Source organism: Polaromonas sp. YR568 (assembly GCF_943372955.1).
Classification (GTDB): domain Bacteria; phylum Pseudomonadota; class Gammaproteobacteria; order Burkholderiales; family Burkholderiaceae_C; genus Polaromonas.
Genome location: NZ_CALSAL010000002.1, coordinates 813,829 through 829,899 on the forward strand (window position 1 = coordinate 813,829; position 16,071 = coordinate 829,899).

At 61.8% G+C, this 16,071-nt stretch carries 10 protein-coding genes; all 10 read right to left on the reverse strand.

Translation table 11 applies throughout. The annotated features are described in order from the left end of the window. Positions 1-129: 129 nt before the first annotated feature. Entirely contained in the window at positions 130-924 is a 795-nt protein-coding gene (mlaE, locus tag AAG793_RS09845) for a lipid asymmetry maintenance ABC transporter permease subunit MlaE (RefSeq protein WP_341907375.1), read from the reverse strand. Continuing rightward, positions 921-1,778, reverse strand: a complete 858-nt coding sequence (locus AAG793_RS09850; RefSeq protein WP_341907378.1) for an ABC transporter ATP-binding protein — start codon at positions 1,776-1,778, stop codon at positions 921-923. Before AAG793_RS09850 ends, mlaE begins: the two co-directional genes overlap by 4 nt. A gap of 298 nt (positions 1,779-2,076) precedes the next feature. After that, positions 2,077-3,543 carry a glutamate synthase subunit beta gene (locus AAG793_RS09855; RefSeq protein WP_341907381.1) on the reverse strand — a complete coding sequence of 489 codons (1,467 nt, stop codon included), beginning with the start codon at positions 3,541-3,543 and terminating at the stop codon, positions 2,077-2,079. 47 nt (positions 3,544-3,590) lie between these two features. Further along, positions 3,591-8,390, reverse strand: coding sequence for a glutamate synthase-related protein (locus AAG793_RS09860; protein ID WP_341907384.1), 4,800 nt, complete (start codon positions 8,388-8,390; stop codon positions 3,591-3,593). A gap of 225 nt (positions 8,391-8,615) precedes the next feature. Continuing rightward, complete coding sequence (locus AAG793_RS09865; protein WP_341907700.1) at positions 8,616-9,317, reverse strand: transposase; 702 nt, start codon at positions 9,315-9,317, stop codon at positions 8,616-8,618. A 139-nt stretch (positions 9,318-9,456) separates the two neighbouring features. Then, positions 9,457-10,611 carry an ABC transporter substrate-binding protein gene (locus tag AAG793_RS09870; RefSeq protein WP_341907386.1) on the reverse strand — a complete coding sequence of 385 codons (1,155 nt, stop codon included), beginning with the start codon at positions 10,609-10,611 and terminating at the stop codon, positions 9,457-9,459. 269 nt (positions 10,612-10,880) lie between these two features. Continuing rightward, positions 10,881-12,068, reverse strand: coding sequence for a deoxyguanosinetriphosphate triphosphohydrolase (locus AAG793_RS09875; RefSeq protein WP_341907388.1), 1,188 nt, complete (start codon positions 12,066-12,068; stop codon positions 10,881-10,883). A gap of 95 nt (positions 12,069-12,163) precedes the next feature. Next, positions 12,164-13,282, reverse strand: a complete 1,119-nt coding sequence (gene aroB, locus AAG793_RS09880; RefSeq protein WP_341907391.1) for a 3-dehydroquinate synthase — start codon at positions 13,280-13,282, stop codon at positions 12,164-12,166. Between the two features lie 50 nt (positions 13,283-13,332). Continuing rightward, complete coding sequence (locus tag AAG793_RS09885) at positions 13,333-13,857, reverse strand: shikimate kinase (RefSeq protein WP_341907701.1); 525 nt, start codon at positions 13,855-13,857, stop codon at positions 13,333-13,335. Between the two features lie 124 nt (positions 13,858-13,981). Continuing rightward, positions 13,982-16,066 (reverse strand): type IV pilus secretin PilQ, encoded by a 2,085-nt coding sequence (locus AAG793_RS09890; protein ID WP_341907704.1) that lies wholly within the window; start codon positions 16,064-16,066, stop codon positions 13,982-13,984. Positions 16,067-16,071 lie beyond the last annotated feature (5 nt).

Genomic DNA, 16,071 nt, shown 5'->3' on the forward strand with positions numbered 1-16,071 from the left:
GAGGACTGCCGCCCACACCATCCCTTGCCCGGCCTGGTTGCTGCGCACGCCCCACGGTGGGCGTCTGCACACAAGCAAAAACAATGCAAGTATTTTGGCATGGCTTGATAAAAAAGTTTGACATGGCCTTCAAAGGCTGAACATCCAGGCGGTGAGAAGGAAGTCCAGCCCCAGCACGGCCAGCGAGGCCACCACCACGGTGCGCGTGGTGGCCCGGGAAACCCCCTCCGGCGTGGGCTGGGCCTCAAAGCCCTGGTGCAAGGCCACAAACGTGACCGTCACGCCGAACACAAAGCTCTTGATGACGCCGTTGCCCACATCGCGCCAGACGTCCACACCGCCCTGCATCTGGCTCCAGAACGAACCAGCATCCACCCCGATCATCACGACCCCCACCACCCAGCCGCCAATGATGCCAACCGCGCTGAACACGGCCGCCAGCAGCGGCATGGCGATGATGCCGCCCCAGAAGCGCGGCGCCAGCACACGCCGCACCGGATCGACGGCCATCATTTCCATCGCGGAAAGCTGCTCGCCCGCCTTCATGAGGCCGATTTCCGCCGTCAATGCCGTCCCGGCACGCCCGGCGAAGAGCAGGGCTGTCACGACCGGACCCAGTTCGCGCACCAGACTCAAGGCCACCAGAAGGCCCAGCGCCTCCGAGGAACCATAGCGCTGCAGCGTGTAGTAGCCCTGCAAACCGAGCACAAAGCCGACAAAAAGGCCCGACACCGTGATGATGGCCAGCGAATAGTTGCCGAGAAAGAAAATCTGATCACGCACCAGACCAAAGCGCGCCAGTGCCGGCACGGTGAGCGACACCAGCCTGACCATCAGGCGGGCGGCATAGCCGATCTCGGCCAGTTGCCGGCGCAGGCTGAAGCCGATGTCCGACGCCCAGCGGGTGAGACTGAATCCGCTCATCGGCGCCCACCCTTTCTGCCGTTCGCAGCCGACCCGGAGCCACCGAAATCAGTGGCCACATCCGGACCGGGGTAGTGAAACTTCACAGGCCCCTCGGAAAGCGCGTTGACAAACTGATGCACCAGCGGATCCGTGGAATGCATGACCTCTTCAGGCGTGCCCTGGGCGGCAATGCCGCCATTGGCGATCACGATCACCTGGTCGGCAATGCGGAATGTCTCTTCCAGATCGTGGGACACCACGATGCTGGTGATGCCCAGCGTGTCATTGAGCTGGCGGATCAACTGTGCCGCTGTGCCAAGAGAGATCGGGTCCAGTCCGGCAAACGGCTCGTCGTACATGATGAGTTCGGGGTCCAGCGCAATCGCACGCGCCAGCGCCACCCGACGCGCCATGCCGCCGGAAATCTCGCTGGGCATCAGGTCCCGGGCACCGCGCAGGCCAACGGCGTTGAGCTTCATCAGCACGATGTCGCGGATCAGCGCTTCGCTCAGCGCGGTGTGCTCACGCAGCGGGAAGGCCACGTTGTCGAAGACGCTCAGGTCGGTGAACAGTGCGCCGAACTGGAACAACATGCCCATGCGACGGCGGGCCGCATAAAGCCCAGGCTGGTCCAGCTTGCCAATGTTCTGGCCATCGAACAGCACCTCACCCTGCACCGCCCGCTGCTGACCACCAATCAGGCGCAACACAGTGGTTTTGCCTCCACCAGAGGCACCCATCAGGGCCGTGACCTTGCCGCGCGGCACGGACAGGGTGACCTTGTTCAGGATGACGCGGTCACCGGCAGAGCCGGGATAGGAAAACGTCACATCCTTGAGTTCAACCAAGGGGGAATTGGAAATGTCGGGCATGGGGCAGTGTGATTGCAGCACCAGACCGGCGGCACTGCAGCGTAAAGCTCGATGATACGGGCTTTGCCGCCCGACGGCTGTCTGCGGGTGACCTGTGCGTCAGCCGTGTGCAAGCGCAGCCCGGCCTGTGATGGCTTCAGTTCGTCGCAAGACAACAGCTGCGCAGACGCTTGAAGCGACCGATTTCCCAAAGGGAAAGCCGCACCCGCCGGGTGAAACCGTTACAGGTGCGGCCAGAGCCCGCATTCACACCGCCATGCCGGGCGGGGAATTATTTACACGGCTGCGACGGGACGCTTCAGCGAGGCAAGTCGCTGTAACCCATCAGGAACTCGTCGACAGCGCGCGCGGCCTGGCGGCCTTCGCGAATCGCCCAAACCACCAAGCTCTGGCCGCGACGGATATCGCCGGCTGCAAACACCTTGGGCACGTTGGTCGCGTAGCCACCGGTGAACTCGGTGCTGGCCTTGGCGTTGCCGCGGCCGTCTTTCTCGATGCCAAAAGCATCCAGAATGGACGCCACCGGCGACACAAAACCCATGGCCAGCAGCACCAGATCGGCCTTGAGGATCTGCTCGGAGCCGGGCACTTCGGCCATCTTGCCGTCTTTCCACTCGACGCGAACCGTCTTCAGGCCGGTGACTTTGCCCTTCTCACCGATCAGCTCTTTCGTCGAAATGGCGAACTCGCGCTCGCAACCCTCTTCATGCGACGACGAGGTGCGCAGCTTGATGGGCCAGTAAGGCCAGGTCAGCGGGCGGTTTTCCTCTTCGGGCGGCTGGGGCATCAGCTCGAACTGGGTCACGCTGGCCGCGCCATGGCGGTTGCTGGTGCCCACGCAGTCGGAGCCGGTGTCGCCACCACCGATGACGATGACGTGCTTGTCGTCGGCGCGCAGCTGGCCCTTGACCTTGTCGCCCGCGTTGACCTTGTTCTGCTGCGGCAGGAACTCCATCGCGAAATGCACGCCGTCCAGCTCGCGGCCAGGCACCGGCAAGTCGCGCGACTGTTCGGCGCCGCCAGTCAGCATGACGGCATCAAACTCTTTCTGCAGCTGCTCGGGGGTGATGGTTTCCTTGGCCCAGTTGGTGACCTTGGAATCCTTGGGCAGGCTGCCCACCATCACGCCGGTGCGGAAGACCACGCCTTCGGCCTGCATCTGCTCGACGCGGCGGTCGATGTGCACCTTCTCCATCTTGAAATCGGGAATACCGTAGCGCAACAGGCCGCCCACACGGTCATTCTTCTCGAACACAGTGACCGAGTGGCCAGCACGCGCCAGTTGCTGAGCCGCAGCCAGGCCGGCAGGGCCGGAGCCGACGACCGCGACCCTCTTGCCCGTCTTGTGCTTGGGTAACACGGGTTTGACCCAACCCTCGGACCATGCACGGTCGATGATGGCGTGCTCGATGGACTTGATGCCCACCGCGTCGTCATTCACGTTCAGCGTGCAGGCAGCCTCGCAGGGCGCCGGGCAGATGCGGCCCGTGAACTCTGGAAAGTTGTTGGTGCTGTGCAGTGTGTCGATGGCATTTTTCCAGTCGGCACGAAACACCATGTCGTTGAAGTCGGGAATGATGTTGTTGACCGGGCAGCCGTTGTTGCAGAACGGCGTGCCGCAGTCCATGCAGCGGGCGGCCTGCTTGTTGGCCTGCGCATCGTCCAGCCCGATGACGAATTCCTTGTAGTTCTTCAGGCGCTCCGGCACGGGCTTGTAGCCCTCCTCGATGCGCTCGTACTCCATGAAGCCGGTGATTTTTCCCATGATGCAGTCCTGTCGATTCTGTGATGGTGGTGCTGGGTCAGACTGCCTTATTTGGCAGCGACAGCTTCACTCTGGTTGGTCGCGACCTGTGCGCGGGTGGTCTCGGTCGCCGCTTCCAGGCGACGCTCCTTGCGCTCCAGCAGGGCACGCTTGTACTCGTTGGGGAAGACCTTCACGAACTTCAGTCGCGACTCGCTCCAGTTGTCGAGCAACTCACGGGCACGCTTGCTGCCAGTCCAGCGGTTGTGGTCCTGCAGCAGACGCTTGAGCATTTCCTCATCGCTCTCGCCGGCATGCCAGTCGGCCTTGTCGTGGGTGTGCTGTTCGGCGGTGGTCACCACCTTGTCGAGCGACACCATGGCGGTGTTGCAGCGGGTGGCAAAGAGGCCGTCTTCGTCGTACACAAACGCCACGCCACCGCTCATGCCGGCAGCGAAGTTACGGCCGGTCTTACCCAGCACAACGACGGTACCGCCGGTCATGTATTCGCAGCCATGGTCACCAGTCCCCTCGACGACCGCCGTGGCGCCCGAAAGCCGCACGGCAAAGCGCTCGCCGGCCACACCGCTGAAAAACGCCTCACCCGTAGTGGCACCGTAGAGCACGGTGTTGCCCACAATCGTGTTTTTGTGCGCCTCACCACGGAAGTCAATGCTCGGGCGCACCACGATGCGGCCGCCGGAAAGACCCTTGCCGGTGTAGTCGTTGGCGTCACCGATCAGGTACAGCGTGATGCCCTTGGCCAGGAACGCGCCGAACGACTGGCCGCCAGTGCCTTCCAGCTGGATACGCAGGGTGTCGTCGGGCAGGCCTTCCGGATGGCGGCGGGTCAATTCGCCCGACAGCATGGCGCCGACGGTGCGGTTGACGTTGCGCGCCACTTCGATGAACTGGACCTTCTCGCCTTTTTCCAGTGCAGCCTTCGACTTCTCGATCAGACGAATGTCCAGCGATTTGTCCAGCGCATGGTCTTGCTCCATCACATGCAGTCGGGCCACATCGGCGGGCACATTCGGCTGGTAGAACAGGCGGCTGAAATCGAGGCCGCTGGCTTTCCAGTGCTCGATGCCTTTCTGGGTATCGAGCAGATCGGCGCGGCCGATCAGGTCGTCGAACTTGCGCACCCCGAGTTGCGCCATCAGCTGGCGGGCTTCTTCGGCGACGAAGAAGAAATAGTTCACCACATGCTCGGGCTTGCCGCTGAATTTCTGGCGCAGCACCGGGTCCTGCGTGGCCACACCCACCGGGCAGGTGTTGAGGTGGCACTTGCGCATCATGATGCAGCCCTCGACCACCAGCGGTGCCGTGGCAAACCCGAATTCGTCAGCACCCAGCAGCGCGCCGATGACGACGTCGCGGCCGGTTTTCATCTGGCCATCAGCCTGCACGCGAATGCGGCCACGCAGACGGTTCAGTACCAGCGTCTGCTGGGTCTCGGCCAGGCCGATTTCCCACGGGGAGCCGGCGTGCTTGATGGACGACCACGGCGAAGCGCCTGTGCCGCCGTCGTGCCCAGCGATCACCACATGGTCAGACTTGGCCTTGGCCACGCCCGCTGCAATCGTGCCGACACCGACTTCACTGACCAGCTTCACGCTGATGCTGGCGCGTGGGTTCACGTTCTTCAGATCGTGAATCAGCTGGGCCAGATCTTCGATGGAATAAATGTCATGGTGCGGTGGCGGAGAGATCAGGCCCACGCCCGGCACCGAGTAGCGCAGCTGGCCGATGTACTCGCTGACCTTGCCGCCGGGGAGTTGTCCGCCCTCGCCCGGCTTGGCGCCCTGGGCCATCTTGATCTGGATCTGGTCGGCAGACACCAGGTATTCCGCCGTCACGCCAAAGCGGCCGGAAGCCACTTGCTTGATCTTCGAGCGCAGCGAGTCGCCTTCCTGCAGCGGCAGATCAACCTCGACCTGCTTGGCGCCGATCACGCTCTTGAGCGTTTCGCCCTTCTTGATCGGAATGCCTTTCAGTTCCTGGCGATAACGCGCAGGGTCTTCACCACCCTCGCCGGTGTTGCTCTTGCCGCCGATGCGGTTCATGGCCACGGCCAGCGTGGCGTGCGCCTCGGTGCTGATGGAGCCGAGCGACATCGCACCCGTTGCAAAGCGCTTGACGATTTCCTTGGCCGGCTCGACCTCGTCAATCGGGATCGCTTTACTTGGGTCGATCTTGAATTCGAACAGGCCGCGCAGCGTCATGTGACGGCGGTTCTGGTCGTTGATCAGCTGGGCGTATTCCTTGTACGTGTTCCAGTTGTTGGCGCGGGTCGAGTGCTGCAGCTTGGCAATGGCGTCCGGCGTCCACATGTGGTCTTCCCCGCGTGCGCGCCAGGCGTACTCGCCGCCAGCGTCGAGCATGTTGGCGAGCACCGGGTCGTCGCTGAATGCCGCGCGGTGCATGCGCAGCGCTTCTTCGGCAATCTCGAACACACCCATGCCCTCCACCTGACTTGCAGTGCCGGTGAAGAACTTGGCGATGGTGTCGCGGTTCAGGCCAATCGCCTCGAACAGCTGCGCACCGCAGTAGCTCATGTAGGTCGAAACGCCCATCTTGGACATGATCTTCGAGAGACCCTTGCCGATGGCCTTGGTGTAGTTGTAGACCGCTTTCTCAGTGCTGAGATCGCCGGGCAGACCCTTGGAGAGCTCGGCCAGCGTTTCCATCGCGAGGTAGGGGTGAACCGCCTCGGCGCCGTAACCCGCCAAAACCGCGAAGTGGTGCACCTCGCGGGCGGAGCCGGTTTCCACCACCAGACCGGCGGTAGTGCGCAGACCTTCTTTCACCAGATGCTGGTGAATCGCCGACAGGGCCAGCAGCGCAGGAATCGCCACCTGCGTGGCGCTGATGCCGCGGTCGCTGACGATCAGGATGTTCTTGCCGTCCTTGATGGCATCGACGGCTTCGGCGCACAGCGAGGCCAGCTTGGCCTCAACACCCTCATGGCCCCACGCCAACGGATAGGTGATATCCAGCGTGTAGCTTTTGAACTTGCCCTGGGTGTGCGCTTCAATGTCGCGCAGCTTCTGCATGTCGGCGACGTTGAGCACCGGCTGGCTGACTTCCAGCCGCATCGGCGGATTGACCTGGTTGATGTCGAGCAAGTTAGGCTTGGGGCCGATGAAGGACACCAGCGACATCACAATCGCCTCGCGGATCGGGTCGATCGGCGGGTTGGTCACCTGCGCAAACAACTGCTTGAAATAGTTGTAAAGCGGCTTGTTCTTGTTGGACAGCACGGCCAGCGGGCTGTCGTTGCCCATGGAGCCGGTGGCCTCTTCACCGTTGGCGGCCATCGGGGACATCAGGAACTTGATGTCTTCCTGCGTGTAGCCAAACGCCTGCTGGCGATCCAATAAAGACACTCCCCCGTGGCTCCCCACTGCGTGTGGTTCGCCTCCCCCCTCGCTGGGGGCGGCGCCTTGCGTCCGGCCAAGCCGGTCCGCGGCACCCGCTGGCGAAGGCTTCACATCGTCCAGCTTGATGCGCAGGTTTTCGATCCACTGTTTGTAAGGCTTGCCGTGTGCCAGCGTGGCCTTGATCTCCTCGTCGTCCACCATGCGGCCCTGTTCCAGATCGATCAGGAACATCTTGCCCGGCTGCAGACGCCATTTGCGCACGATCTTGTGCTCGGGCACCGGCAACACGCCCGACTCAGAGGCCATGATGACCAGATCGTCATCGGTCACGCAGTAGCGCGAGGGACGCAGACCGTTGCGGTCCAGCGTGGCGCCGATCTGGCGACCGTCGGTGAACACAATGGAGGCAGGACCGTCCCACGGCTCCAGCATGGCAGCGTGGTACTCATAGAAGGCCTTGCGGCGCTCGTCCATCGTGGTGTGCTGCTCCCACGGCTCGGGGATCATCATCATCACCGCCTGGCTGATCGGGTAGCCGGCCATCGTCAGCAGCTCAAGGCAGTTGTCGAAAGTGGCGGTGTCGGACTGGCTGGCAAAACTGATCGGATAGAGCTTCTGCAGGTCAGGGCCCAGCACCGGTGAAGACATCACGCCTTCGCGGGCCTTCATCCAGTTGTAGTTGCCCTTGACGGTGTTGATCTCGCCGTTGTGGGCCACATAGCGATAGGGATGGGCCAGAGGCCACTCGGGGAAGGTGTTGGTCGAGAAGCGCTGGTGCACCAGACCCAGGGCCGAGACACAGCGCTCGTCGGTCAGGTCGTTGTAGTAAGTGCCGACTTGATCGGCAAGCAACAGGCCCTTGTAAACCACCGTCCGGCTGGACATGCTGGGAACGTAGTATTCCTTGCTGTGCGTCAGGTGCAGGTTCTGGATGGCGGCACTGGCGGTCTTGCGGATGACATACAGCTTGCGCTCCAGCGCGTCCTGCACGATGACGTCGTTGCCGCGGCCGATGAATATCTGTCTCAGCACCGGCTCTTTCTCGCGCACGGTGGGCGACATCGGCATGTCACGGTTGACGGGGACGTCGCGCCAGCCCAGCAGCACCTGGCCTTCGGCCTTGACCGCGCGCTCCAGCGCCTGCTCACAGGCCAGGCGCGACGCATGCTCTTTGGGCAGGAATACCATGCCGACGCCGTATTCACCGGGCGGTGGCAGTTGCACGCCCTGCTTGGCCATCTCCTCGCGGTACAGCGCATCAGGCAACTGGATCAGGATGCCGGCGCCATCGCCCATCAGCTTGTCCGCCCCCACTGCACCCCGGTGATCGAGGTTTTCGAGGATCTTCAGGCCCTGACGGACGATGTCGTGGGACTTGTGGCCCTTGATGTGCGCCACAAAACCGACGCCGCAGGCGTCATGCTCGTTGCCGCCGGCGTACAGCCCATGGTCTTCAGAATGCTTGATTTCGGCGGCGGTGGTCATGGCAGTTTCCTCGTCAGTGCAGGCGCCCGACCCTTTAAAACCGGATCGAGAGGGCTCCCGCAGAATCACAATTTTGCGAACATTGGAGCTTATTGCACAGCAACAAAAATGCCAAGTGTTTTAATTGGGGTCAGATACCATTTAACGATCACTTCGAACGCTAGAAAATTAATTGGGGACGTATTAAAAATCGCTTAAATTGGCCTTTGATGACCATTTGGACGCCTAGTCGACGGCGGGCTTGGGGCGTGCCGGACGACCAGGGCGCTCCTTGCTGACCCGACGCGGCGTGCTTCGCTGCAGATCAGCGACAAAGTCCTCACTGCCCAGTGCCCACCCGGTCAAGGCAGATTCAGTCAAGACTACCTGCAGATCGGGGCTGACACCGGCCCGGACCAGACGCGCATAGGCGGTCTCACGCGCGAACGGCGTGTTGGCCAGCGACCAGAACAGGGGATGGGGCGTCACTAGTTTGTCCACGCGCAGGCCCGTGTAATGGCCGTGACTGGACCACGGATAGTCGGCCGCCTCAGCCACCAGCCCGGCGCGAACCGGGTTCAGATCAAGGTACACCATACAGGCCAGCAGATAAGGGTCGGCCTGCATCGGCGATGAACGGTAGCGCCCTTCCCACAAGGTGCCAGAGCGCTGCTGCGTGTCATTGAAATAACGGACGTAGCGCCTGCCCACAGACTGCATGAACCGGGGCAAGGCGTCCGCGGTGGGTGGCGTCAGCAGCAAGTGAAAGTGGTTGCGCATGAGCACATACGCATGAACGGCCACATCGAACTTCCGTGCGTTCTCCTGCAGCAAGGCCAGAAAAAACTCGAAGTCCTGCGTCCCGGAGAAGATGGGCTGCTGATTGTTACCGCGCTGGATGACGTGGTGCGGGTAACCGGGAAGACTCAAACGTGGAAGGCGTGCCAAGGTCGTGCCGTGAGGTGCTGTGGGCAAGGACGCCCACCTTGGCGCCATGATAGGGCCAACTACCGGCAGCTGGCAGCCCGCTGCCCGGCTGCACCTGCCGAACCACGATACCCGCGCAGCCCATGCCGCGCGGGCCCGTTTACCGGACGACTTTGCCGTCGGCGGTGATGGTGACCAGATCGATCACGCGCACCGATTCGTATTTCTTGGGGCGCAGGTTCACGCGGAAGCCGCCGATGTCGTAATCGGTCATTGACTCAAACACCTTTTGCAGGCCAGCGCGGTCGGGCTTACCGCTTCCGGCCGAGCTGCGCCGCACGCCTTCGGCAAAGGTCTTGGCGGCGATGTAGCCTTCGACACTTTCGTAGCTCGGCGTCTGGTCGGTCTGGTTCAGCACTTCGAGGTATTCACGGATGATCGGCGTGCCGGTGCTGCGGGGTGATGGCACCACCTGGGAAATCACAATCCCGCCAATTTCCTTACCCAGTGCACTGAACAGCGGATCGATACCGACCACGGAAAAATTCAGGAACTGTCCGCCGTAGCCGGCACGGCGCATCTTGCGGATGAAAGCCGCAGACGAGTTGAACAGGCTGACCTGAATGATGGCCTGAGGCTGGGCCTTCATCAGCGCCGCCACTGCCGGCTCCACCTTGTCGCTGTTCACGGGCGACAGCGCACTGGCCACAATCGGCGGGCGCTTGAGATCCACCAGCGCCTGGTTGATGGCGGCCACACCGGCACGGCCCATGGCGTCATCTTCGGCGAAAACCGCGATCCGGTCCTGGTTGAGGGTTGCGCAGTGGCGGACCACCTTGTAGGCCTCATCAGCAAGCGCGGGACGAACATGAAAAACGTTTGACAAACCGGGTTCGTGCAACGTGTCCGATGCTGCAAACGGCGCAAAAAACAGGGTACCCGAGGCTTTGGCTACCGCGTAGGCTGCGTCGCAGCTGGCGGTGCCGGTGAAGCCGAACAGCGCGTCCACGCCGTCGTCCATCAACTGCTTGGCGTTCGCCGCGGCCTTGGCCGGGTTGTAGCCGTCGTCCAGCGCCTTGACTTCGATCTTGTAGCCACCGGCACCGTTCTTGGCGTTGATGGCATCAAAGTACATCTTGGCGCCGTTCAGATAGGCCAGACCGATCTGGTCAGCCGCACCCGTCAGCGGAACCGACTGTCCCAGCACCAGCTTGCGGGCGCCCCCCTTGGCGGCCTGCGCCATGACGGCGGGACTCGCCACCATCGCACTGCCGAACATTCCACCCACCACCAGTTGACGTCGATTGATACTCATGGGAACACCTTCAAAGCTGTCCGGCAACCAAGCAGATTTGATGCCTGTATCGCCTGTTGAATGTTACAAAACGTATTCGTCATGAGCTTAATACGCGCCGATTCAAAGCGCCAGCGTTCCGGATGCATACCCGTCATATGGTCATGCCTATTCGGTGTAACCGGCGCCAACCCAGGACCTCCATGCGCCAAACCTCTCCGCCCGTTCGATTCAATCCAGCCAACAGATTGGGATTTTTTTACGGCGCGCTACGCCGATGAGGCGCTGCCTCAAACCGATGCAAAAACCGTCTGCCCCTTCAGGCGCTCATGCTCACGGGTGGCAAAGCGGTCGGTCATGCCGGCGATGTAATCGGCCACCACCCGCTCGGGTTTCGCACCCGGCCGATACGGCGATTCAGCCCCATCAAACCGATCGAGATGGGCTTGTGGCATTTGTGCCGGATCGCTCATGTAGGCTTCGAATAAATCCCTCACCACCTGTTGGGCTGCCACCGTTGTTTGCACCACCTTGGGGTGGCGATACAGATTGGCGAGCAGAAAACGCTTCAAGGCCGCAGATTGACGCGTCATCTCGTCGGCGAAGCAGACCAGCGGCGGGCATTGCCGCACGGCATCGGCATCCGAAGGCCCCGCTGAGCGGATTGCCTGCCAGGTCGCGTCAATCACGTTGTACACCTGCGCGCTCAGCATGCGCCGGATGGCCTCGAAAAGCAGTCGCCGCCCGGCCAGACGCGGATGTGCGAGCTGCGCCTCCCGGCAGTACTGGCTGAAAAGTTCGACCTCTTCCAGTTGTTCCAGGCGCAACAGCCCGGAGCGAACCCCATCGTCGATGTCGTGGGCGTTGTAGGCAATTTCGTCGGCCAGGTTGGCAAGTTGTGCTTCCAGGCTGGGCTGGCCGCGCGGCTCAGCGATAAAGCGATGGGCCACACCGCCCGGCTCGCGCGCCTCGATGTGCCGGGCATTGCGCGCGGAGCAATGCTTGAGAATGCCCTCCCGCGTCTCGAAGGTGAGGTTCAGGCCGTCGTGTTCGGGATACCGCTCCTCGAGAAAGTCCACCACCCGCAGGCTCTGCAGGTTGTGCTCGAAGCCTGCGCTTTCGGGATTGTGCTTCCGCAGGCAATCGTTCAAGGCGTCCTGCCCGGCATGGCCGAAGGGCGTGTGCCCGAGGTCATGCGCCAGCGCAATCGCCTCCACAAGATCTTCATTGAGCTTCAGCGTCCGCGCAATGGAGCGCCCGAGCTGTGCAACCTCCAGCGAATGCGTGAGACGCGTGCGGAACAGATCGCCCTCATGGTTGAGAAAGACCTGGGTCTTGTAGACCAGCCGCCTGAACGCGGTGGAATGAACGATGCGGTCGCGGTCGCGCTGAAAGTCTGATCGGGTCGGGGCGACTGGCTCGGGAAACCGACGCCCGCGGGAGGCTTCGGGATGGCAGGCATAGGGGGCCAGAACCATGGACTACCCCAACCTGGGGCCGAAAAACCCCGCCCAGATCGCGGCCAGCACGAACGGCCCACCGGAAGGTCCCTGCACAGACCGATCAACAGCCATCAGGCGCAGCACGCATCAATCACCTCACGCACCACCGCATCCGATGCCGGACGGATCACGGCATGGCCGGGCTGATCGATCAGGACAAACCGGATTTCCCCGGCCTCGGACTTTTTGTCCACCCGCATCAGTTCGAGGTAACGGCCGGCGTTGTCCTTGTCAGACAGTTTGGGGGCCTTCACTGGCAAACCGGCACGGGAGATCAAGCGCCTGAGGCGCTGGACGAACGCATCATCGACCAGCCCCAGGCGTGCCGAAAGCTCGGCCGCCATCACCATGCCGCACCCCACGCCCTCGCCATGAAGCCATTCGCCATAACCCAGACCTGATTCGATGGAGTGACCGAAGGTGTGGCCAAAGTTCAGGACGGCGCGGATGCCAGACTCCCGCTCGTCCTGGCTGACCACCCAGGCCTTGATTTCACAGCTGCGCTGGATCGCATGCGCCATGGGCCCGGGCTCGCGATTCAACAACGCATCAAGGTTGGCCTCAATCCAGTCGAGGAAGGCCATGTCGGCAATCGGCCCGTACTTGATGACCTCTGCCAGGCCGGCACTGATCTCGCGGGACGGCAGTGTCTGCAACACATCGAGGTCGCAAACCACCTGCAGTGGCTGGTAAAACGCACCGATCATGTTCTTGCCAAGCGGGTGGTTGATGGCGGTCTTGCCACCCACCGAGGAATCCACTTGGGCCAGCAAGGTGGTGGGTATCTGAACAAACGGCACACCGCGCATATAGCTGGCCGCAGCAAAACCGGTCATGTCACCGACCACGCCACCGCCCAGGGCAAACAAAACGGTTTTGCGATCACAACCCGGCTCCAGCAAGGCATCAAACACGCGCTGCAGCGTCGCCCAGTCTTTGTGTTCCTCGCCGTCCGGCAATGTCACCAGAAACACCCGGCGGTAACGGGCTTGCAGGGCGTCTGTCAGCTGCGCCGCATACAAGGGGGCGACGGTGGTGTTCGACACGATGAGAGCAGAATCGGCGCGCGGCAAGTCGCCGTAAGTGGCGGCCTGTCCGAGCAGGCCGGAACCGATCAGGATGGGATAACTGCGATCAGCGAGGTCGATGTCGACCCGCGCCATCGACGACTGGGAATTGGCTTGCATCATCCGAGTGTAAAACGCTGCGGCGCAGCGCGCGCCTACCCACGCCGCAGAACTCAGGCCGCCGGCGCCATGCCGGCGAGTTCCAGTTGCATCAGGATCATGTTCACCAGCGTGGCGATGGATGGACGGCCCGTCTCGATGACGAAATGGGCGGTTTCGCGGTACAGGGTGTCCCTCGCCGCGTACAGATCACGCAGCTTGGCAAGCGGATCGGCGACCTGCAGCAGGGGCCGGCTGTGGTCATGCTTGAGACGCCGGTATACCTCTTCCGGTGCCGAGTGGAGGTAAATCACGCGGGTGCGGCTTCGCAGGTGTTCGCGGTTGTCAGGGTCCAGAACCGCGCCGCCGCCGGTGGAAATGACACCACACGCCTGCTGGGTCAGCTCGTCAATGACCTGCCGTTCCATCTGCCGGAATGCGCTTTCGCCTTCCCGTTCGAAAAGCTCGCGCACCGAGCAACCCGCACGCTGCTCTATGACCTGGTCGGAATCAAGAAAGCGGACACCCAAGCGCCGCGACAGCTGCCTGCCGATCGTGGATTTTCCCGAACCAGGCAGGCCGATGCAGGAAATCTTCACCGAATTTGCTTCCACGTCCAATGCTCTCCAGGCTGCAGCCAACGCGACTGCAGTGCCCCTGCATTTTCATGCAATATCGTCAGGGATATCGAAACAGCCGCAAATCGGAGAAGCGATCCGTGTTTCAGCGCAAGGAAGCACCACTGGTCAGCATTTTCGGGCTCAGGAAAACCAGCAGTTCGGATTTGGTCGCCGTACGGGTTCGGGTCTTGAACAGATTGCCGACACCCGGCAGGTCGCCCAGAAACGGAACCTTGGTCTCGTCCTCCCGGTCGTTTTGCTCGAAGATGCCGCCGATGACGACTGTGCCGCCGTTATCGACAAGCACCTGAGTCTGAATGTGTTTGGTATCGATCGCAAAACCGTTCAGTGTCGAGCGCCCCACGCTGTCCTTGTTGATATCAACATTCAGGATGATGTTCCCTTCCGGCGTGATCTGCGGAGTGACCTCCAGCTTCAGATTTGCCTTGCGGAATGCGAGGGACGTTGCACCACTGGAAGTGGCGATCTGATAAGGCAGCTCGGTACCCTGCTCAATGAGCGCCTTGACCTGGTCTGCAGTGACGATTCGGGGGCTGGACACAATCTTGCCCTTTCCGTCTGCCTCCATGGCGGATATCTCAAGATTCAACAGCCGGGTCACATCTGATGTGAAAAGAGAAATCGCAAAACTGGCCGCCGAGAAACCATTCTGGCCATTGGCTGGCAAGCGAAGGAAGTCTCCTGTGGTCGTTCCAAAGTTGGAACCCAGAACCGGTGCAGCGGGTGTCGTCGGCGGATTGATGTAGGTCGCACCGAAACTGGCGTTTCGTCCGTTGTTCAAGGAGAACGGTCGCCCGCCCAGCCTGACGCCCAGGGACTTGCCAAACGAGTCTGCCGCTTCCACGATACGCGCCTCGATCAGCACCTGCCGAACGGGGATGTCCAGCTTGGCGATCAGGCTTTGAACCTGCTCAAGCTTGGAGGGAATATCGGTGACGAACAACTGATTGGTTCGCACCTCGGAGATCACGCTGCCGCGTGGCGACAGTATTCGAGTCGCGCCGGGGCCACCGGAGCCGACCAGTCCGGATGCAATGTCTGCCGCCTTGGCGTAGTTGAGCTTGAAGTCCTGGGTGCGAACCTGCTCCAGATTCTGGATCGCATTGCGCGACTCCAGATCCAGTTTGTCCTTGGCCGCCAGTTCGTCCTTGGGGGCAATTACCAGTACGTTTCCGGTTTTGCGCATGCCGAGGCCTTTGGCCTGCAGAATGATGTCCAGCGCCTGATCCCACGGGACGTCCTTGAGCCGCAAGGTCACCGCGCCCGTCACTGTGTCTGAGGTCACGATATTGAAGTTGGTGAAATCGGCAATCACCTGCAGCAACGAGCGGATCTCGATATTCTGGAAATTCAGGGACAGTTTTTCACCGTTGTAGCCCGCGCCCTGGGTCAGCTTGTTCGGATCAATCTTCTGCTGGCGAACTTCCAGCACGAACTGGTTATCACTCTGGTAGGCGCTGTGCTCCCAATCCCCCTTGGGCTCCACCACCATGCGCACCCGGTCACCTGACTGGAATGTTGTGACCGTCTGGATCGGTGTGCCGAAATCAGCCACATCCAGCCGCCGACGCAACCCCTCTGGCAGGGAGCTCTTGAGAAATTCAACGACCAGCGTCTGGCCCTGCTGACGAATATCCACTCCGACCTGGTTGTTGGCCAGATCGACAATCACCCGGCCCGAGCTGTCCTGGCCACGACGGAAGTCAATGTCCCTGAGAAGAAGAACGTCGCGGTTGCGGTTCTCCGCGAAAGCAGGAGGGGCCACAGCCGAAGGCGCAGCGACTGCGACCGGCTCCAGGGTGATGAGTAGCACCTTACCTTGAACCTCGGCCTTGTACGCAGTTGGTGCCTTGAGATTCAGCACCACGCGGCTGCGGTCACCCGCCTGCACGACGTTGGCGGAGCGAAGGTTGCCCACATTGAGATCAACGGTTGAACGCCCCATGGCGTTGCTGATGCCCGGGAAGTCCAGTGCAATACGGGCTGGCGCCTGGATGCTGAAGCCTGCAGGAACGGCAGCCAGCGGCTCAGCCATGTCGATGCGGATGATCTCCACACCGCCCTGGACCGATCCGGTGACGCCTTGAATAGAGTTGGTGGTCTGCGCCTGCAGCACAGGAGATGCAGCCAGGAGAAATACCCCAAAGAGGGAACAAACCATCGCCATGCCCA

Excerpts from the sequence above, each read along its gene's own strand:
- mlaE (WP_341907375.1), bottom strand. The coding sequence starts at position 924 with ATGAGCGGATTCAGTCTCACCCGCTGGGCGTCGGACATCGGCTTCAGC.
- AAG793_RS09875 (WP_341907388.1), bottom strand. The coding sequence starts at position 12,068 with ATGGTTCTGGCCCCCTATGCCTGCCATCCCGAAGCCTCCCGCGGGCGT.
- aroB (WP_341907391.1), bottom strand. The coding sequence starts at position 13,282 with ATGATGCAAGCCAATTCCCAGTCGTCGATGGCGCGGGTCGACATCGAC.
- AAG793_RS09870 (WP_341907386.1), bottom strand. The coding sequence starts at position 10,611 with ATGAGTATCAATCGACGTCAACTGGTGGTGGGTGGAATGTTCGGCAGT.
- AAG793_RS09860 (WP_341907384.1), bottom strand. The coding sequence starts at position 8,390 with ATGACCACCGCCGCCGAAATCAAGCATTCTGAAGACCATGGGCTGTAC.
- AAG793_RS09850 (WP_341907378.1), bottom strand. The coding sequence starts at position 1,778 with ATGCCCGACATTTCCAATTCCCCCTTGGTTGAACTCAAGGATGTGACG.
- AAG793_RS09855 (WP_341907381.1), bottom strand. The coding sequence starts at position 3,543 with ATGGGAAAAATCACCGGCTTCATGGAGTACGAGCGCATCGAGGAGGGC.
- AAG793_RS09890 (WP_341907704.1), bottom strand. The coding sequence starts at position 16,066 with ATGGCGATGGTTTGTTCCCTCTTTGGGGTATTTCTCCTGGCTGCATCT.